The 19,290-nt window shown below is 73.4% G+C and carries 17 protein-coding genes; 11 read left to right on the top strand and 6 right to left on the bottom strand.

What is annotated here, in order from left to right; genetic code table 11:
* From ACN27A_RS15450 to ACN27A_RS15460, 3 genes are all read left to right on the top strand, one after another.
* Positions 1-777: a metallophosphoesterase family protein gene (locus tag ACN27A_RS15450; protein ID WP_421453920.1), complete on the top strand. Its 777-nt coding sequence runs from the start codon at positions 1-3 to the stop codon at positions 775-777.
* Positions 768-911 carry a GPGG-motif small membrane protein gene (locus ACN27A_RS15455; protein WP_007464364.1) on the top strand — a complete coding sequence of 48 codons (144 nt, stop codon included), beginning with the start codon at positions 768-770 and terminating at the stop codon, positions 909-911. The genes ACN27A_RS15450 and ACN27A_RS15455 overlap by 10 nt, the downstream gene beginning before the upstream one ends.
* A 158-nt stretch (positions 912-1,069) precedes the next feature.
* Positions 1,070-1,564 (top strand): TspO/MBR family protein, encoded by a 495-nt coding sequence (locus tag ACN27A_RS15460; RefSeq protein WP_421453923.1) that lies wholly within the window; start codon positions 1,070-1,072, stop codon positions 1,562-1,564.
* Positions 1,565-1,656: 92 nt separating this feature from the next.
* Here the strand turns inward: ACN27A_RS15460 and ACN27A_RS15465 are convergent, their stop codons facing one another.
* Entirely contained in the window at positions 1,657-2,433 is a 777-nt protein-coding gene (locus ACN27A_RS15465) for a peptidoglycan DD-metalloendopeptidase family protein (protein WP_421453925.1), read from the bottom strand.
* Positions 2,434-2,680: 247 nt separating this feature from the next.
* On the opposite strand from ACN27A_RS15465, the gene ACN27A_RS15470 reads away from it, so the two are divergent.
* The 5 genes from ACN27A_RS15470 (at position 2,681) to ACN27A_RS15490 (ending at position 8,955) form a co-directional block, all read left to right on the top strand.
* Entirely contained in the window at positions 2,681-4,021 is a 1,341-nt protein-coding gene (locus tag ACN27A_RS15470; protein ID WP_421453928.1) for an ABC transporter substrate-binding protein, read from the top strand.
* Between the two features lie 69 nt (positions 4,022-4,090).
* Positions 4,091-5,140 (top strand): carbohydrate ABC transporter permease, encoded by a 1,050-nt coding sequence (locus ACN27A_RS15475; protein WP_421453930.1) that lies wholly within the window; start codon positions 4,091-4,093, stop codon positions 5,138-5,140.
* A gap of 1 nt (position 5,141) precedes the next feature.
* On the top strand, positions 5,142-6,110 hold the full coding sequence (locus ACN27A_RS15480; RefSeq protein WP_421453933.1) for a carbohydrate ABC transporter permease: 969 nt from the start codon (positions 5,142-5,144) through the stop codon (positions 6,108-6,110).
* Positions 6,111-6,170: 60 nt separating this feature from the next.
* Positions 6,171-7,217 (top strand): LacI family DNA-binding transcriptional regulator, encoded by a 1,047-nt coding sequence (locus tag ACN27A_RS15485; RefSeq protein WP_421453936.1) that lies wholly within the window; start codon positions 6,171-6,173, stop codon positions 7,215-7,217.
* Positions 7,218-7,278: 61 nt separating this feature from the next.
* Positions 7,279-8,955: a glycoside hydrolase family 13 protein gene (locus tag ACN27A_RS15490; RefSeq protein WP_421458479.1), complete on the top strand. Its 1,677-nt coding sequence runs from the start codon at positions 7,279-7,281 to the stop codon at positions 8,953-8,955.
* Between the two features lie 53 nt (positions 8,956-9,008).
* On the opposite strand, the gene ACN27A_RS15495 is transcribed toward ACN27A_RS15490, so the two are convergent.
* From ACN27A_RS15495 to xylA, 4 genes are all read right to left on the bottom strand, one after another.
* Positions 9,009-10,433, bottom strand: a complete 1,425-nt coding sequence (locus ACN27A_RS15495; RefSeq protein ID WP_421453938.1) for an MFS transporter — start codon at positions 10,431-10,433, stop codon at positions 9,009-9,011.
* A 62-nt stretch (positions 10,434-10,495) separates the two neighbouring features.
* Positions 10,496-11,599: a DUF5925 domain-containing protein gene (locus ACN27A_RS15500; RefSeq protein WP_421453941.1), complete on the bottom strand. Its 1,104-nt coding sequence runs from the start codon at positions 11,597-11,599 to the stop codon at positions 10,496-10,498.
* A 40-nt stretch (positions 11,600-11,639) separates the two neighbouring features.
* On the bottom strand, positions 11,640-13,091 hold the full coding sequence (gene xylB, locus ACN27A_RS15505) for a xylulokinase (protein ID WP_421453943.1): 1,452 nt from the start codon (positions 13,089-13,091) through the stop codon (positions 11,640-11,642).
* A gap of 11 nt (positions 13,092-13,102) precedes the next feature.
* Entirely contained in the window at positions 13,103-14,290 is a 1,188-nt protein-coding gene (gene xylA / locus ACN27A_RS15510) for a xylose isomerase (protein WP_421453946.1), read from the bottom strand.
* 75 nt (positions 14,291-14,365) lie between these two features.
* On the opposite strand from xylA, the gene ACN27A_RS15515 reads away from it, so the two are divergent.
* Both ACN27A_RS15515 and ACN27A_RS15520 read left to right on the top strand, forming a co-directional pair.
* Complete coding sequence (locus ACN27A_RS15515; protein ID WP_421453949.1) at positions 14,366-15,604, top strand: ROK family protein; 1,239 nt, start codon at positions 14,366-14,368, stop codon at positions 15,602-15,604.
* A 127-nt stretch (positions 15,605-15,731) separates the two neighbouring features.
* A complete protein-coding gene (locus tag ACN27A_RS15520) occupies positions 15,732-17,402 on the top strand; it encodes a PP2C family protein-serine/threonine phosphatase (RefSeq protein WP_421453952.1) in 1,671 nt (556 codons plus the stop codon).
* A 120-nt stretch (positions 17,403-17,522) separates the two neighbouring features.
* Here ACN27A_RS15520 and ACN27A_RS15525 read toward each other — a convergent pair whose 3' ends face one another.
* Complete coding sequence (locus tag ACN27A_RS15525) at positions 17,523-18,056, bottom strand: MarR family winged helix-turn-helix transcriptional regulator (protein ID WP_421453955.1); 534 nt, start codon at positions 18,054-18,056, stop codon at positions 17,523-17,525.
* A 95-nt stretch (positions 18,057-18,151) separates the two neighbouring features.
* On the opposite strand from ACN27A_RS15525, the gene ACN27A_RS15530 reads away from it, so the two are divergent.
* Positions 18,152-19,282, top strand: a complete 1,131-nt coding sequence (locus ACN27A_RS15530) for a PP2C family protein-serine/threonine phosphatase (protein ID WP_421453957.1) — start codon at positions 18,152-18,154, stop codon at positions 19,280-19,282.
* The last annotated feature ends 8 nt before the right edge of the window (positions 19,283-19,290 follow it).

Below are 19,290 nucleotides of genomic sequence, written 5' to 3' on the forward strand. Positions count from 1 at the left end.
ATGGTGATCCGGATCGCCGCCGTGGGCGACGTGCATCTGGACGAGGACGTGGTCGGCCGGTTCCGGCCGGCACTGGACGAGCTGCCCGAGCACGCCGACGTGCTGTTGCTCGCCGGCGACCTGACCCGGCACGGGACGGAGGCGGAGGCCCGGTGCGTGGCCACCGAATTCGGCGGGCTGGGCGTGCCGGTGGTGACCGTGCTGGGCAATCACGACCACCAGTGCGACCAGGTGCCGCAGGTGGTCAAGGTGCTCGAGGACGCCGGGATCACCGTGCTGGAGGGCAACGGCGTCGTGTTGGACTGCGCCGGCGGCCGGCTGGGTGTGGCCGGGGTGAAGGGGTTCGGCGGGGGGTTCGCCGGCCGCTGCGCCAGCGACTTCGGCGAGCCGGAGATGAAGGCGTTCGTCCGGACCACCACCCAGAGCGCGGACGCCCTGTCCGCCGCGCTGCGGGGACTGGAGTGCGACGTGCTGGTGGCGCTGACCCACTACGCGCCGGTGCCCGACACGCTCGCCGGTGAGCCGCTGGAGATCTACCCGTTCCTGGGCTCGTACCAGCTCGGGCAGGCGATCGACTCGGCGCCGACCGCGCTGGCCCTGCACGGGCACGCGCACGCCGGCTCCGAGCGGGGCACCACGCCCGGCGGGGTACGCGTCCGCAACGTCGCCCACCCCGTGATCAAGCAGGCGTACAGCGTCTTCCACCTGGGTGAGCAGCTCGATCAGGCACAGGTTTCCGGCGTCGGCGGGTCGGGTATTCAGCAAACATGGAGCTGATTCTCTGGATTCTCGCAGTCGTACTCGTGGTCGCCGGCATCCTCGCGCTGTTCCGGCGGCAGATCCTGTGGGGCATCGTCCTCATCGTGGTCGGCCTGCTCGTCGGGCCGGGTGGTGTGAGCATCTTCAATTGACGAGGCGGCTACAGGCCGCCGTTCAGGACCCACCGGGGTCGTCGTGACCGGAACTCCGTCCTCCCGACAGGAGCATCCGGACGCGACGACCCCGGTGTCATGCCTGCCGGTTGGTGAGCGCGGGTTTACCGTCCACCCTCAGCGGACATATCCCCACCATGGAGATGTCCAGGAGCGCTGAACGGACCGGCGGCGCCCGGCAGTGGTGGGCGCTGCTCGGCTTCGGGGCGGCGGTGTTCGTCGCCGCGGCGATCGGCGGACTGGGTGTGCAGGGCACCTCGGCCGAGTACGCGAGCCTCGAACAGCCCGCCTGGGCTCCCCCGTCCTGGCTCTTCGGACCGGTCTGGAGCCTTCTCTACGCGATGATCGCGGTGGCGGGCTGGCTGGTCTGGCGGCGGGTCGGCTTCGGCCCGGCCCTGTGGGCGTGGATCGCCCAGCTGGTGCTCAACGCCGTCTGGACGCCGCTCTTCTTCGGCGCCGGCCGCTACGGGTTGGCGTTCGCCGAGATCCTGCTGATGTGGGTGGCGATCGGCGTGACGGTCGCGCTCTTCCGCAGGGTGTCCCGCCCGGCGACCCTGCTGATGCTGCCCTACTGGGCGTGGGTCACCTTTGCGACCGCCCTCAACTTCGCGATCTGGCGCCTGAACGGCTGAGCACCATCTGGCGCCTGAACGGCTGAGCCGGGCGACGGAGGGCACGAACACGGAACGGGGCCCCGGCGTGCAGCCGGGGCCCCGTCACCCGTTCAGCAGCGCGGTACGCCGGGGATGTAGCCGTCGGAGCCGGTGTAGACGTACGCGTCGGCGATGAAGCGGCCGGCGCCGATCCGGTCCCAGATCGTGCTGGTGCCGTAGGTGCCGGTGACGCTGGTGCCGCTCGTCTGGCACTGGATGGTCACCCGGGTGCCGTCGGCGACGGTGCCCACCGCGGCGTAGCCGGTGCCCGGGCCGGAGCGGACGGTCAGCGGGGTTCCGGCGGTGTTGACCGTGCCGGAGCCGGAGCTGCTGCCGCAGCCGTTGTCGCTGGAGTAGTTCTTGGTGCCCCAGTAGAGGGCGAGCGCGCCGTTGAACCGCACCTGGATGTCGGCGCCGTTGAGCCGCTGCTCGTAGTGCAGGTGCGGACCGGTCGAGCCGCCGGTGCTGCCGACCCAGCCGATCACCTTGCCGTAGCCGACCGCCTGGCCCACGGAGACGTTGAAGCCGTTGAGGTGGGCGTAGTAGGTGTGGTAGCCACCCGCGTGGCTGATCCGGACGTACTTTCCGTAACTGGTGCCGCCGAGGTCCGTGACCCGGTCGACGGTGCCCGGCGCGCTCGCCACCACCGGGTCGCCCAGGTCGTCGGTCCGGTTGAAGTCGATCGAGTACGCCGGGCTGTGGTTCGTCCGGGTCTGCCCGGACCAGGACTGCCCGCACGGGAACGGGACCTTGAACGTGGGGGCCGCCATCGCCGGGGCCGCCGGGACGACCAGCGCGCCCACAGCCAGCAGACCGGCCGCCAGCAGGCCCAACCACCGCTTGCCCATCCAACACCTCCTATGTCGAAATCCTTCGATCACTGACCTTCAGAGTGTCAGAAAATGACATCGATGGAAAGGGGTCGAATTCCCGTGTGGGAGCGTGCCCAACAGGGGGTTTACGGGTTTCCGGATTGTTACTCGCTCGTGTCCGGATAGGGGTGGACCAGGCCAGATGCAAGCGCTTACATGTGGTGACGCCCATCGGACCGGCGCGGGTTCGATCCCTGACGCGCCGGCAAGGAAGGAGAACGGCATGGCGTTTGCCAGATCACGCCGGGCCATCGCGATCGCCGGCGTGCTGGGGCTGGCGCTGAGCGCCACCGCCTGCGGCACCGGCAGCGACAAGAAGAGTGACTCCGCGGGCTCCGCGGAGTGTGCCGCATACGAGAAGTACGGCGACCTCGACGGCAAGAAGGTCAAGATCTACTCGTCCATCCGGGAGATCGAGGCCGACCGCCTCGCGGAGTCCTGGAAGCAGTTCGAGGACTGCACCGGCATGAAGATCGACCACGAGGGCAGCGGCGAGTTCGAGGCGCAGCTCAACGTCCTGGTCGACGGCGGCAACGCCCCCGACCTCGCGTTCATCCCGCAGCCGGGTCTGCTCAAGCGGTTCGTCGACTCGGGCAAGCTCAAGCCGGTCGGCGCCGAGACGAAGAAGATGGCCGAGGAGAACTACCCGGCCGACTGGCTGAAGTACAGCACCGTCAACGGCCAGTTCTACGGCGCCCCGCTCGGCTCCAACGTGAAGTCCTTCGTGTGGTACTCGCCGAAGACCTTCAAGGAGAAGGGCTGGACGGTCCCGACCAGCTGGGACGAGCTGATCAAGCTCAGCGACCAGATCGCCGCCACCGGCACCAAGCCGTGGTGCGCCGGCATCGAGTCGGGTGAGGCCACCGGCTGGCCGGCCACCGACTGGATCGAGGACCTGATGCTGCGGACGCAGACCCCCGAGGTCTACGACCAGTGGGTCAACCACGGCATCCCGTTCAACGACCCGAAGGTCGCCGAGGCCCTCGACAAGGCCGGCACCATCCTCAAGAACGAGAAGTACGTCAACGGCGGCTTCGGCGGCGTGAAGAGCATCGCCACCACCTCCTTCCAGGAGGCCGGCGTGCCGATCACCACGGGCAAGTGCGCGCTGCACCGCCAGGCGTCCTTCTACGCCAACAACTGGCCGGAGGGCACCAAGGTGGCCGAGGACGGCGACGTCTTCGCCTTCTACTTCCCGGCGATCGACCCCAGCAAGGGCAAGCCGGTGCTGGGCGGCGGCGAGTTCGTCGCGGCCTTCAACGACCGCCCCGAGGTCCAGGCCGTGCAGACCTACCTCGCGTCCGGCGAGTACACCAACAGCCGCGCCAAGATCGGCGACTGGGTGTCGGCCAACAACAAGCTCGACCTGGCCAACGTCCCCAACCCCGTCGACAAGCTCTCCGTGCAGATCCTCCAGGACAAGTCGAGCGTCTTCCGCTTCGACGGCTCGGACCTGATGCCGGCGGCCGTCGGCTCCGGGACGCTCTGGAAGGCCATGGTGCAGTGGATCAACGGCAAGGACACCGCGACCGTGCTCCGGGACGTCGAGAGCAGCTGGAAGTGATCTGACCGGTGGGCCGGTCCGCGGGGACGCGGGCCGGCCCACCGGCGGGTCAAGGACCTGGGAGGGTCGATGGAGTTCGACTTCGCTGCGGAACAGCCGAAGTTCCTCATGCTGATGTACGGGCTGGTCGCCTTCGTCGCGGTGGTGGGCGGTCTGCTCCTGCTCCTCGACGTGGTGCCGGCCTGGTTCGCCCGCCGCCGGGAGGCGCAGCTCGTCGCTGCCTCCGCGAGCGGCGCCCCGATCCCCCGCCGGCGCAAGCCGCGCGAGGGTGTCTTCGCGCTCTTCTTCCTGCTGCCCACGCTGCTGCTGCTCGCCATCGGGCTGGTGGTCCCGGCCGTCCGCACCGTGCTGCTGTCGTTCATGGACCAGAACAGCAACGACTGGGTCGGGCTGCGCAACTACGGCTGGATGTTCTCCGAGGACTCCATCGTGCGGGTGTTGATCAACACGCTGATCTGGGTGCTCCTCGTCCCGCTGGTGGCCACCACGTTCGGCCTGCTCTACGCCGTGCTGGTGGACAAGGCCCGGTTCGAGGCGGTGGCCAAGTCGCTGATCTTCCTGCCGATGGCGATCTCCTTCGTCGGCGCCAGCATCATCTGGAAGTTCGTCTACGCCTACCGGGGCGACGGGCAGGAGCAGATCGGTCTGCTCAACCAGATCGTGGTCAGCCTCGGCGGCGAGCCGAAGCAGTGGCTGCTCAACCCACCGCTGAACACGCTGCTGCTGATCGTGATCATGGTCTGGATCCAGGCCGGTTTCGCGATGGTGGTGCTCTCCGCCGCGATCAAGGCGATCCCCGCCGACATCGTGGAGGCGGCCCGCCTCGACGGGGTCACCCCGTGGCAGATGTTCTGGCAGATCACCATGCCGAGCATCCGGCCGGCGCTGATCGTGGTCGTGGTGACGCTGTCGATCGCCACCCTCAAGGTCTTCGACATCGTCCGGACGTCCACCAACGGCAACTACGACACCAGCGTGATCGCCAACGAGATGTACAACCAGGCGTTCCGCTACGGCGAGAACGGGCAGGGCTCCGCCCTGGCGGTCTTCCTGTTCGTCCTGGTGATTCCCATCGTGATCTACCAGATCCGCAACATCCGTCAGCAGCGGGAGGGCTGAGATGACCACCGCGACGCCCACCGTCGCCGCCGGCACCCAGAAGACCGGTGGCCGGGGCACCAGCACCGCCGGGCGGGTCCGCAGGCGGCTGAACAGCCGTACCGCGACCCTCGTCTCGATCGTCATCGCGGTGCTCTGGACCATCCCCACCTTCGGTCTGTTCATCTCCTCCTTCCGGCCCGAGGACGAGATCAAGAGCACGGGGTGGTGGAACTTCTTCACCAGCCCGTCGTTCACCCTCGAGAACTACCAGGAGGTGCTGTTCGGGCGCTCCTCGTCGTCCGGGCAGCTCGCCAGCTACTTCATCAACTCGCTGGCGATCACCATCCCGTCGGTGCTCTTCCCGATCGCCTTCGCGGCCCTGGCCGCGTACGCGCTCGCCTGGATCAACTTCCGGGGCCGGGACTGGCTCTACATCGCGATCTTCGCGTTGCAGATCGTGCCGCTGCAGATGGCCCTGGTGCCGCTGCTGAAGTTCTTCTCCACCGGCGTCACCGTCGGCGGGATCACCGTCCTGCCGGCCTGGGACCTGGTCGACGAACAGAAGTTCGCGCAGGTGTGGTTCGCGCACACCTGCTTCGCGCTGCCGTTCGCCGTCTTCCTGCTGCACAACTTCATGGCACAGCTGCCCGGAGAGCTGATGGAGTCGGCCCGGGTCGACGGGGCCACCCACCCGAAGATCTTCCGCAGCATCGTGCTGCCGCTGATCACCCCGGCGCTGGCCGCGATCGGCATCTTCCAGTTCCTCTGGGTCTGGAACGACCTGCTGGTCGCGCTGATCTTCGCCGGTGGCGGCGACGAGACCGCCCCGCTCACCGTCCGGCTGGCCGAGATGGCCGGCACCCGGGGCAACGAGTGGCAGCGGCTCACCGCCGGCGCGTTCGTCTCGATCGTCGTACCGCTGATCGTCTTCCTGTCCCTCCAGCGCTACTTCGTGCGCGGCCTGCTCGCCGGCAGCGTCAAGGGCTGAGACGTCTCCGCCGCCGCCGGTGACCCGGCGGCGGCGGAGCTGCGCGGAGCGGGGGGTAGCGTGACGAGGATCGATGATGTCGCACGCCTGGCCGGGGTATCCACCGCCACCGTGTCCCGGGCGCTGCGAGGGCTGCCGACGGTCTCGGCCGCGACCCGGCGCCGGGTGCTCGCGGCGGCCGAGCAACTGGAGTACGCCGTCTCGCCGAGCGCCTCGCGGCTGGCCGGCGGGCGCACCGGCACGGTCGCCGTCGTGGTCCCCCGCATCACCCGGTGGTTCTTCGGCACCGTCGTCGAGGCGGTCGAGGACATCCTCCAGCAGGCGGGCTACGACCTGCTGCTCTACAACCTCGGCGGGCGGGAGCAGATCCGTCAGCGGGTGCTGCGCACCGCCAACCTGCACAAGCGCGTCGACGCGATCATGCTGGCCGCCACGCCGCTGCGGCCCGCCGACCTGACCGCCCTGACGAAGCTGAAGCTGCCCGGGGTGACCATCAGCTCCGGCACGGTGGTGCCCGGCTGGCCCTGCGTACGCATCGACGACGTCGGCGTCGCGCGGACCGCCACCCGGCACCTGCTCGACCTGGGGCACCGGCGGATCGCCCACATCTCCGGCGACCCGGACGACGAACTGGCCTACACCACCCACCTCGACCGGCGGCGCGGCTACCGGGAGGCGCTGCGCGACGCCGGAATCGACCCGGATCCCTGCCTCGACGTCGAGTCGCAGTTCACCATCAGCGGCGGCACGCGGGCCACCGAGGAACTGCTGCGGCGCGGCGACCCGCCGACGGCCATCTTCGCGGCCTGCGACGAGATGGCGATGGGGGCGATGACCGCGCTGCGCGACGCCGGCCTGCGGGTGCCGCAGGACGTCAGCGTGATCGGCGTCGACGACCACGACCTGGCCAGCGTCCTCGGGCTGAGCACGATCGCCCAGCCGGCGGCGGAGCAGGGCCGGCTCGCCACGCGGATCCTGCTCGACCCGCTGCACGGCCGGGCCCTGCCGCCGGGGAGCACCCCCTACCTCGACACGCCGGGTTCACCGGTGATCCTGCCCACTCGGCTGATCGTGCGTGAATCGACCGCACCGCCCCGGGCACACTAACGGGAAAACCGGCGACGCCCGGCAGCATCCGACCGTCCGGCTCGACACACGGGAGAAGGCCCTGAACAGCAACCCGACGCACCAGGACACGCCCGCCGGCCCGGCCACCGGTTGGTGGACCAGGGCCACCATCTACCAGGTCTACCCGCGTTCCTTCGCCGACTCCGACGGCGACGGGATCGGTGACCTGCCCGGCATCACCGCCCGCCTGGACCACCTCGTGGAGCTGGGCGTGGACGCGCTCTGGCTGTCGCCGTTCTACCCGTCGCCGCAGGCCGACGCCGGGTACGACGTGGCCGACTACCGGGACGTGGACCCGCTCTTCGGCACCCTCGCCGACGCCGACCGGCTGATCGCCGGGGCGCACGCGCGCGGGCTGCGGGTCATCGTCGACCTGGTGCCCAACCACACGTCGTCGGCGCACGAGTGGTTCGCCGCGGCGCTCGCCGCCGCCCCCGGCAGCCCGGAGCGCGACCGCTACGTCTTCCGCGACGGCCGGGGACCGGACGGCGCGCAGCCCCCGAACGACTGGCAGAGCGTCTTCGGCGGACCGGCCTGGACCCGCGTCGACGGGGCCGACGGCCGCCCCGGCCAGTGGTACCTGCACCTGTTCGACTCGGGTCAGCCCGACCTCAACTGGGACAACCCCGAGGTCCGGGAGGAGTTCCTGGAGGTGCTCCGGTTCTGGCTGGACCGCGGCGTCGACGGCTTCCGCGTCGACGTGGCGCACGGCCTGATCAAGCAGGCCGACCTGGCCGACTGGCAGGAGCCGCAGGAGATCCTCTCCGGTCAGGAGATCGACAAGCCGCGCCCGCCGATGTGGGACCAGGAGGGCGTGCACGAGATCTACCGGGACTGGCGGCGCGTGCTGGACGGCTACCCCGACGAGCGGATCCTGGTCGCCGAGGCGTGGGTCGAGCCGGCCGAGCGACTGGCCCGCTACGTCCGCCCGGACGAGATGCACCAGGCGTTCAACTTCGAGTACCTGCTGGCCGCGTGGACCGCCCCGGCCCAGTACGCGGTGATCACCCGCTCGCTGGAGGCCACCGACGCCGTCGGCGCCCCGACCACCTGGGTGCTCTCCAACCACGACGTGGTCCGGCACGCTTCCCGGCTGGGGCTGCCGATCGGCGGCAAACGGCCCAACGGCATCGGCATCGGCGACCCGCAGCCGGACGCCGCGCTCGGCCTGCGCCGGGCCCGGGCGGCCACCCTGCTGATGCTCGCCCTGCCCGGCTCGGCCTACCTCTACCAGGGCGAGGAACTGGGCCTGCCGGAGCACACCACGATGCCCGACGAGGCCCGGCAGGACCCGACCTGGGCGCGCAGCGGGCACACCGAGCGAGGTCGCGACGGCTGCCGGGTGCCGATCCCGTGGGAGGCCGACGCCCCCTCGTACGGCTTCGGGCCGACCGACGCGAGCTGGCTGCCGCAGCCGTCGCTCTGGGCGGAGTACGCCCTGGACCGGCAGCGGGACACGCCCGGCTCGACGTACGAGCTGTACCGGACGGCGCTGCGGCTGCGCCGCGAGCACCGGCTCGGCGAGGGCCCGCTGGAGTGGCTCGCCTCCGGCGACGAGGTGCTCTCCTTCCGCAACGGGGGGCTGACCGTGCTGACCAACTTCGGCGACGCCGCCGTGCCGCTGCCCGCCGGGTCCGAGCTGGTGCACGCCAGCGCCCCGCTGGACGCCGACGGCGCCGTGCCCACCGACGTGACGGTCTGGGTCCGCCCGGCCTGAGCGTGTGAGGAAGGGCACCTTCCTGACGCTGTGCGTCAGGAAGGTGCCCTTCCTCACAGCCGTTCGGCGCGGTCGTGCAGCAGGTCGCGGACGTCGTCGATGTCGCCCGGCGAGGTCCGCGAGGCCAGCCAGTACATGACGCCCGTCGGGATGAAGAAGAGCTGGAAGGCCGCCAGCCCGACGGCGTAGTTCAGCGGCGGCGGGAAGGCCGCCCGCAGGCCGTGGAAGGCCACCCCCACCAGCCCGTTTCCGGCCGCCCGGCCGACGCCGTTGACCAGGTTGCCGAGGCTGTAGACGGTGCCCCGGTGCTCCGGCGGGTTGACGTCGGCGATCAGGGCGAACCAGTTCGGCGAGTTCGCCGAGGTGAGCGCCAGCGCCACGACGGCGGTGAGCAGGCTCAGCCCGACCGTCGGCTCCGTGAACACGCTGGTCAGCACCGCCCGCACCACCGCGCCGGCGCCCGCGCCGTCCGGCACGTCGATGCGTACCGGCACGAAGAAGAGCACCAGGTAGAACGGCAGCGCCGCGAGGATGCCGACCGCCGCGACCAGGGCCCGGCCCCGGGGCGTACGCCGTTGCAGCGCGTCGCCGACCAGCCCGCCCACGATGGAGAGCACCCCGCCGAGCTGGAACAGGGTGGCGAAGACACTGCCCACGATCACGGCGGTGGCGGCGGAGTAGCCCTGGTCCTCGGCCCGCTGGGCGAAGAGCACCGGCAGCCAGACCAGCGACCCGAAGGCCGCCTGCGCGGTGAGGCCCTGGAGGATCAGCCAGCGGTTCGTCCGCCGGCCGAGGATCCTCGGCAGGTCCGCCCGGCTGATCCGGTAGTCGTACTCGGCGCCGGTGGCGAGCGCGTCGGCCAACTCCGGCTCGCTCTGCCCGCGCCGGATGTCGTAGGTGAACAGGTAGGCGACGGTCGCCGCGACGCCGACCACGGTCAGCAGCAGGAACGGGCGTCGCCAGTCGGCGGCCCCCAGCAGCCCGCCGACCAGCGTGCCGGCGAGCGTGCCGACGCCCTGCGACAGCCCCCAGAAGCTCATCACCAGCCCCCGGCGGCGGGGCGAGATCAGGTCGGTGACGACCGAGAAGCCGACCGATCCGACCGCGCCCAGGCCGACCGCCGCCAGGATCTGCGCCGCCAGGAAGGCGGGATAGTTCGCCGCGACCGCGCTGCCGCCCGTGCCCAGCGCCCAGATCAGGGTGCCGACCATCAGCAGCGGCTTGCGGTTCGCGCGGTCGCCCACGTACGCCCAGCCCACCGCGGCGACCGCGCTGGCCAGGAAGCTCACGGCGGTGACCAGGCCGAGCAGCCGCTGCGGCACGTCGAAGGCGGCGGAGATGGGCCCGTACAGCGGGGGCACCAGACCGATCGCCACGTTGTCCAGCGAGGCGAGCAGCACGAAGACCACGACGCTGTAGAACCGGTGCGTGGGCGTCCCGCCCCGGGCCCGCGCCGGCCCGCCCCTGGTCAAGGTCATGTGCGGCAGCCAACCAGGATCAGGTCACGAGCGGGTGACGACGCGCGGGCGCGCCGGGGCGCTCAGAGATAGCCGCCGATCGCGGGCGGGGCGGCGGGCGCGGCCGGCGTGCCCGCCCGCAGCGCGTACAGCTCGGCGAGGGTCGCGCCCTGGGGCGGCACCCCCGCCGCCGTGCCCAGCCACCCGGTCGCCTCCTGGTACGACAGCGGGCCCACCTCGATACGGGCCAGGCAGCGCCCCGGGCGGACCACCGCCGGGTGCAGCCGGGACAGGTCCTCGTTCGTGGTGATCGCGACGAGCACGTCGCGCCCCTGCCCGAGCAGCCCGTCGGTCAGGTTGAGCAGCCGGGACAGGGCCTGCCCGGCGGCCTGCTTCGCCTCGCCCCGGATCAGCTCGTCGCAGTCCTCCAGGATGAGCAGCCGCCACCGGCGGCCCGTCCCCTGCTCGCCGTCCTCGTCCCCGACCGCCACCTCGGACAGGTACGCCGTGTCCGCGAAGAGCACGTCCGGGTCGAGTACGGCGTCGACCTGGCACCAGTCGCGCCACTGGCGGGCGAGGGCGCGCAGCGCGGTGGTCTTTCCCGTCCCGGGTGCCCCGTGCAGCAGCACCAGCCGGCCGGAGAGGCGCTCCGGGGTGGTCGCCATCAGCTCGTCGAGCGCGTCGCGTGCCGCGGCGGCGTAGTTCGGCCGGATCGCCGCCCACTCCGGCGCGGCGATCGAGCGCACGTCGCGCTGGCTGCCCCGACGGGGGTTCTGGTGCCAGAAGCCGATCCGGCCGGCGCCCGGATCCTCGGGTTCGGCGGCCCCGTCGACGATCCGGTCCAGGGCCGGCCGGCCCACCTCCTCCGAGACCGCCGTGACCGTCACCTCCGCGCCGCGCCCCTTCCAGGTGACCACCCGGGCCGTCCAGCCGTCGCCGGCCAGCAGGCGGGACAGCTGGCGGTTCTCGACGGCCGTACGGAGCAGTCGCCCGTCCGGGGCGGTCAGCGGCGCGTCGGGGCGCACCCGGGAGAGCCGGACGGTGTGCGACCACGGGTGGCGGCCGGTGACGAAGTCCGCCAGGACCAGCGCGTCGATGACGTCGCAGGGGGTGTCCGCGTCGTCGTACTGGAGCATCGAGGGAATGCCGGTGCCGGGCGCCTCGTCCGCTTCGGGGGTGGTTCGCATCCGTCGATGATCGCGAGCCGGGGCGCGCCCGTACAGTCGTTTACCCCGCCACGGCGTCGACCCGGTCGAGGAAGTGCTCGCGGGCGGCAGCGTACCGCTGCCGGATGGCGGGAACGGGGGCGGCGGCGTACTCCTCGGTGCCGTCGACGGACCACGTGGGGGGCGCCGCGCCGCCCAGGGCGACCCAGGCGGCCTGGCGGGCGGCACCGTCGGCGACGTACTCGCCGGGCGGCGGGACGACCACCGGCACGCCGAGGACCTGCGGCGCGATGCGGCGCACCGCCGCCGAGCGGGCGCCCCCGCCGACCAGGATCACCCGGCGCACGGCGGCGCCCTGGGCGGTGAGCGCGTCGAGGCCGTCGGCGAGGGCGCAGAGCAGCCCTTCGACGGCGGCGCGCGCCAGGTGGGCGGCCGTCGAGGTGCGCAGGGTCAGCCCGTGCACGGCCCCGGACGCCAGCGGCCGGTCGGGCGTCCGCTCGCCCTCCAGGTAGGGCACCATGACCAGCCCGTCCGCGCCGGCGGGGGCGGAGAGCGCCAGCCGGGCCAGCTCGTCCAGGTCGACCCGGAGCATCGTCGCGGCGGCGTCGAGCACCCGCGCGGCGTTGAGCGTGCAGACCAGGGGCAGGAAGCGGCCGGTGGCGTCGGCGAAGCCGGCGACCGTGCCGCTCGGGTCGGCGGCCGGGGCGTCGGCGACGCTGAACACGGTGCCCGAGGTGCCGATCGAGACGACCACGTCGCCCGGGCCCGCGCCGACGCCGAGCGCAGCGGCGGCGTTGTCCCCGGTGCCCGGGCCGAGCACCGCCCCAGCGGTGGGCAGGCCCGGCAGGGCGTCGGGGTGTACGACGCCGGCCGGTTCCGCCGGGCCGAGCGCGGTCGGCACGTGCGGCCGCCGGCCGAACGCCCGCTCCAGCAGGTCGAGGCGGTAGTCGCCGGTGGCCGGGGACCAGTAGCCGGTGCCGCTGGCGTCGCCCCGGTCGGTGCGCAGCGCCGGCAGGCCCGGCGCGCCCGCCAGCCGCCAGGTCAGCCAGTCGTGCGGCAGGCAGACCGCCGCCACCCGGGCCGCGTGTTCCGGCTCGTGCCGGGCCAGCCAGCGCAGCTTCGTGACGGTGAAGCTGGCGACCGGCACGCTGCCCACCGCGTCGGCCCAGAAGCGGCGGCCGGTCTCCCCGCCGCCGGCCTCCTCGACCAGCTCGGCGGCGGCCCCGGCGGAACGGGTGTCGTTCCACAGCAGCGCCGGCCGGACCACGTCACCCGCCTCGTCGAGGCACACCATGCCGTGCTGCTGGCCGGCGACGGAGACCGCCGCCACGTCGGCCAGCCCGCCGGCGGCGTCGACCGCCGCGCCCAGCGCGGACCACCATGCCGCCGGGTCGACCTCGGTGCCGGCCGGGTGCGGCGCCCGGCCCTGCCGGAGCAGGGCGCCGGTCTGCGCGTCCCGGACGACCACCTTGCAGGACTGGGTCGAGGAGTCGACCCCCGCGACGATCGGCATCGCCGGCGGCCTCAGCGCGCGCCGAGCAGGTGCTCGACGGCGAGCTGGTTGAGCCGGACGAAGCCGAAGCCCTTCGCCGCGGCGGTGTCGACGTCGAACTCCTCGAACGCGGAACGGTCGGCGAGCAGCTCGGCGTAGCCCTCCCCCGGCGCCAGCGTCGGCGTGCCCAGCTCGGCGACCCGGCTCGCCGCCAGTGCCCCGGCCACCTCCGGGTCCGCCCGGAACGCCGCGGCCCGCTCCTTGAGCAGCAGGTAGGTGCGCATGTTCGCCTCCGCCGACGCCCAGACGCCGGTCATGTCCTCGGTGCGCGAGGGCTTGTAGTCGAAGTGCCGGGGGCCGTCGTAGGCGGGCCCGCCGCCGGGGCCGCCGTGCTCCAGCAGGTCGACGAGGGCGAACGCGTTGAGCAGGTCGCCGTGGCCGAAGACGAGGTCCTGGTCGTACTTGACGCCGCGCTGGCCGTTGAGGTCGATGTGGTACAGCTTGCCCTGCCAGAGCGCCTGGGCGATGCCGTGGGCGAAGTTCAGGCCGGCCATCTGCTCGTGCCCCACCTCCGGGTTGAGCCCGACCAGCTCGGGGCGGGCCAGGGTGGAGATGAAGGCCAGGGCGTGCCCGACGGTGGGCAGGAGGATGTCGCCGCGCGGCTCGTTCGGCTTGGGCTCGAGGGCGAAGCGCAGGTCGTAGCCGGAGTCGACGACGTACTGGCAGAGCAGGTCGACGGCCTCCCGGTAGCGGTCCAGGGCGGCCCGGACGTCCTTGGCGAGGTCGTACTCGGCGCCCTCCCGGCCGCCCCACATCACGAAGGTACGGGCGCCCAGCTCCGCGGCGAGGTCGACGTTGCGCAGCACCTTGCGCAGGGCGTAGCGCCGGACGTCGCGGTCGTTGCTGGTGAAGCCGCCGTCCTTGAAGACCGGGTGGGCGAAGAGGTTGGTGGTCACCATCGGTACCACCAGGCCGGTCTCGTCGAGCGCCTTGCGGAAGCGGGCCACGTGCTGGTCGCGGGTGGCGGCGTCCGCGCCGAAGGGCACCAGGTCGTCGTCGTGGAACGTGATCCCGTACGCGCCGAGTTCGGCGAGCCGGTGCACCGCCTCGACCGGGTCCAGCTCGGGGCGGGTGGCGTCGCCGAACGGGTCGCGGGCCTGCCAGCCCACCGTCCAGAGGCCGAAGGAGAACTTGTCGGCGGGGGTGGGACGGGGTGCCATGGCAGACCTCCGAGGTGTCGTCCACTATTTGTTCAGTGGTTGAATTATTTGGCGGGCCTGTGGCACTGTCAAGGGGTGAGCCGACCCGACGCCCCGCCCGGGGCCGTACGCCAGGGCAGCCTGCGCGAGTGGAACCTCGCCGTGGTGCTCGGCCGGATCGCCGCCGCCGACCGCCCGCCCTCCCGGGCCGAGCTGGCCGCCGGCACCGGCCTCACCCGGGCCACCGTCTCGGCCGTGGTGGAGGACCTGCTCGCCGGCCGGTTGGTCGCCGAGTCGGAGCCGACGCCCCGGACCGGGGCGGGACGGCCCTCGCGGGGCCTGGTGCTCGCCACGGACGGCCCGGCCGGGCTCGGCCTGGAGGTCAACGTCGACTACCTGGCCGCCTGCGTGGTCGACCTCGCCGGCCGGGTCCGCCACCACACCGTGCACCGCGCCGACCTGCGGCCCCTCTCCCCCGCCGAGGCGCTCGCCCGGCTGGCCGACCTGGCCGCCCGCGCCCGCGCCGACGCCGCCCGCGACGGGCTCACCCTGGCCGGCGCCGCCCTCGCGGTGCCCGGCCTGGTCGACGACGCCGGCCTGGTCCGCCTCGCCCCGAACCTGGGCTGGCGCGACGTGCCCGTCCCCGCGCTGCTCGCCGAGGGGCCGCCGCTGACCGCGCACGTCGACGGCGTACCGCCGCTGGTGGTCGACAACGAGGCCAACCTCGCCGCGCTGGGCGAGCTGCACGCCGGGCCGGCGGGCCGGGCCAGCTTCCTGCACATCTCCGGCGAGGTCGGCATCGGTGCCGGGATCGTCCTCGACGGAGCCCTGTTCCGGGGCGCGCGCGGCTGGAGCGGGGAGATCGGTCACCTCCCGATCCGGCCCGACGGCCCGCCCTGCCGGTGCGGCGGGCGGGGCTGCCTGGAGACGTACACCGGTCAGGAGGCGATCCTCGCCGCGGCCGGCCTCGCCGGCGCGGACCTGCCGGCGGACACCGCGACGACCCGGCTGGCCGAGCTGGCCGGGGCCGGCGACCCTGGCGCGCTGCGGGCCCTGGCCGAGGCCGGCACCGCCCTGGGGGTCGCCGTCGCCGGCGTGGTGAACCTGCTGGACCTGGACACCGTGGTGCTCGGCGGCGGGTACGCCCCGCTGGCGCCGTGGCTGCGCCCGCCGGTGCTCGCCGAGATCTCCCGGCGGGTGCTCACCGCGGCCTGGTCGCCGGTCACCGTCCGCCCGGCGTCCCTCGGCGCCGCCGCCGCGGCCGTCGGCGGGGCCGGTTCGGTGGTACGCCGGATCCTGGCGCGCCCGGCCGGCTGGCTGGCCCGGGCGGCCTGAGCCGGATTCCCCCGACGGCGGCGTCGCCGCGCCTCGGTACGCTTGTCCCAAGGCAACGACCCCCATCCGAGGAGAGCACGACCAGCATGCGCACAGGTCGACAGACCGGGGCGCCCGGCGAGCGGCGGTGACCACCGTTCCCGGGGGTGGTGGCACGCGCCCGGCCGACGGCGGGCAGCCCGCCCGCCTCCGCTCCGGCCTCTCCCCCGGCCCCGCGCGCCCGGTCGACTCCCGACTGAGCCGGGAGGTGCTCGACGGGCTCACCGAGGCGGTCGTGACGACCGACCGGGCGGGGCTGGTGACGCTGGTCAACGCGATGGCGACCGCCCTGCTCCCCGAGCTCGTGCCCGGCACCGACCTGCGCACCTGCCCCATACCGGCCATGGCCCGGTCGGCGGGGGCCGGGGCGGACAGCTTCGACGCCGAACACGGCGGTCGCCGGCTGCGGGGCGTACGACGCGACCTGGCCGACGGGCGGCACGCCTGGTACGTGCGGGACGTCACCGACGAACACGCGCGCACCGAGGCGCTGAGCGTCGAGCGGTCCCGGACGTCGTTCCTCGCCCAGGCCGGCAGCCGCCTCGGGCTGTCCCTCCAGCGCGAGCAGACGCTGCGGACCGCCACGACCCTGCCCGTGCCCTACCTGGCCGACCTGGCCATGGTGGTCCACCTGCCGCCCCCGCCCGCGGAGGGCCAGCCGCACTGGATCCGGTACGACGGGATCGATCCCGCCCCGGCGACCGGGCTGGCGACCTGGTCGCTGACCGACTCGCTGCCCGGCCTGGCCGAGGCACTGGCCGGGCACGCGGCCCACCCGGCCCCGTGGCCGAAAAAGGAGACGGCCGGCCTGTCCACCGTGCTTCCGCCCGGCTTCGGCAGGCCCGGCACCGTGCTGGCCAGCCCCATGCGGGGCGCCGGCCGCACCACCGGCGCCCTGGTGCTGGTCCGTCGCGCCGGTCGGGCCGGCTTCGCCGGGCGCGACGTCGAGCTGGCCCGGGAGTTCGCCGCCCGCGCGGGCGCGGCCCTCGGCGCCGCCGAACTCTACGGCGAACAGGTCCACCTGGCCCGGGTGTTGCAGAACAGCCTGCTCCCGCCCGACCTGCCGGCCGTGCCGGGCGCCACCCTCGCCGGCGGGTACCGGGCGGCCGGGGACCGGCTGCGCATCGGCGGCGACTTCTACGACGTCTTCCCCATCCCCCGGGGCGCGATCTTCGCCCTCGGGGACGTGGCCGGCAAGGGCGTCGGCGCGGCCGTCCTCACCGGGCGGGTCCGCCAGTCCCTGCGGACCCTGCGCCTGGTCGAGCAGCGGCCGCTGGAGTTGATGCGGCTGCTCAACCAGGCGCTCTTCGACTCCCCGGACGCGGCCCGCCGCAGCCAGTTCACCACCCTGCTGCTCGGCACCCTCCACGCCGCGCCCGGCGGCGGGTGCACCGTCCGGATCGCCGGCGGCGGTCACCCGTCCCCGCTGCTGGTCCGCGCCGACGGTGGGGTCGCCCCGGTCGCGGTCGGCGGGATGCCGGTGGGCGCGCTGGCCGCCGCCCGGTTCGCCGAGGCGGAGCTGTGCCTCGGCCCCGGCGAGCTGCTGCTCGCGTACACCGACGGGGTCGTGGAGGCGCGCGGCGGTCCCGGCGGCCAGGAGATGTTCGGCGAGGAACGGCTGCGCGCGGCGCTGGCCTCGGCCGCCGGGCTGGCCCCGACCGCGCTGGTCGACCGGCTCCTCGATGCCGTCGACGAGTGGCTCGACGGGCAGAGCCAGGACGACATCGCGATGCTGGCCGTCGCGGCGGCAGCGCCCTGACCGGCCGGACCGTCGCGCCCGGGTGCCCGCCGGACCGGATGGACCGTCGGAACAACCCGTTGCCGCGCCCGATCCTTCGGCGGGCCCCGTCGACGGGAACCCGGGCCCACTCCGGCCGGGTCAGGCCGTCCTGGCCACCCGCGGCTCGTTCCCCGGCCGCTCCTGCGCCGGCAGGCCGACCGGACGCTCGCGCGTCACCGCCGGCCAGGGGCCGGCCGCCTCGACGGACTGCACGGAGGCGTCCCGGTGCCGCGCCGCCTCGTCGAACTCCCGCATGCCCCGCAGCAGAGCCTGCCGTCCCTCGGCGGTCATGTCGGCGAGGATCGCCGCGAGCTGCTGGCGCCGGTCGTCGCGCAGCTCGGCGAGGAGCCGGCGGGACTCCGGGGTGAGGTGCAGCGAGATCTCCCGCCGGTCGAACCGGCCGGGCTCCCGTTCCAGCATGCCCGCCGCCACCAGGCGGTCGCAGAGCCGGCTGGCGGAGGAGAGCAGCATGTCGAGCCCGGTGGCGAGGCGGCGGAGGTTGATCCCCTCGTGCTGCTCGACCAGCATGATCGCGCGCAACTGCGCGCCGGAGACCCGGCTGGTCGTCCGCTCCCGCGCGGCCTCCCAGACCGTCAGCAGGGCATCGGCCACCGCGTCGAGCTCGACCGCCATACTCGTCTCGGGTCCGCCAGGACCGTGCAGTTCCGCCATGGTGGGGCCGAGACTACTCCGAATCCCAAGTCTGGGCTCGTGACGAAGGAGCGATGATGAGCGAACCGGTCAACCGGGCACGGCGCGCCCTCAACGAGGCGCCCGCCGACTTGCTGCTGGACCGGATCGCCGACGTCCTGGCCGCGGACTACGGGATCGTCCGCGTGGAACTGCTCCAGGTCGACTACCGGCTGGCGGCGCTGCTGCCGCTCGGCGGGGACGAGCCCGTCACCGCGCCGGGGCATCCCGCCTGGCGCTGCTTCGACCACCAGACCCCGATCGTCGCCGACGGCACCGGATACCTCCCGGTCTCCATGCGCGGGGAACGCCGCGGCGTGCTGGTGGTGACCCCCTCGCCGGCCCGGCCGGCCGCCCTCGACGAGCTGACGGAGATCGCGACCGCGCTCGCCCACGAGATCGCCGCCGTCACCGAGGGCACGGACGTGTACCGGATGGCGAGCCGTAGCAGGCGGCTCACGCTCGCCGCCGAGATGCAGTGGGAGCTGCTTCCCGGCCGCAGCCGGACCCGCCCGTCGTTCAGCCTCGCCGGGCAGCTGGAACCGGCGTACGCGGTGCGCGGCGACAGCTTCGACTGGTCCGACGACGGCAGCCGGGTCTGGTTGGCGACCATCAACGGCACGGGTGAGGGGGTGGCCGCCGCCATGCTCACCTCGCTCACCACCCACGCGCTGCGCAACGCCCGCCGTTCCGGGCTCGCCCTCGCCGACCAGGCGGCCCTCGCCGACCAGGCGGTCTACGACCTGCACCGGGGGGACCAGCACCTCGCGGTGCTGCTGATGGAGCTGGACCTGCGCTCGGGGCACCTCACCGTGGTCGACGCCGGGTCGCCCCGCCTCGTGCTGCTGCGCGACGGGCAGGTCCGGGAGCTGCCGCTGGAAGCGCAGTTCCCGCTCGGCATGTTCGAGGCCACCGACTACCGGGAGCAGCACTTCGAGCTGTGCCGCGACGATCGGCTCTTCGTGGTCAGCGACGGCGTCATCGAGGCCACCGGGCAGGACGTCCGGTACGGCGAGACCGCGCTCGACAGGTTCCTGCGCCGGACCGGACCGATGGAGCCGCTGGACGCCGTCCGCTCACTGATCGGCGACCTGCGCGCGTTCGTCGCCGGCGACCTGACCGACGACGCGGTGGTGGTGTGCCTGGACTGGACGGGCCCGCAGGACTGAGCGTCGCG

It is taken from the genome of Micromonospora sp. WMMD737, from assembly GCF_049179055.1.
GTDB lineage: Bacteria > Actinomycetota > Actinomycetes > Mycobacteriales > Micromonosporaceae > Micromonospora > Micromonospora reichwaldensis.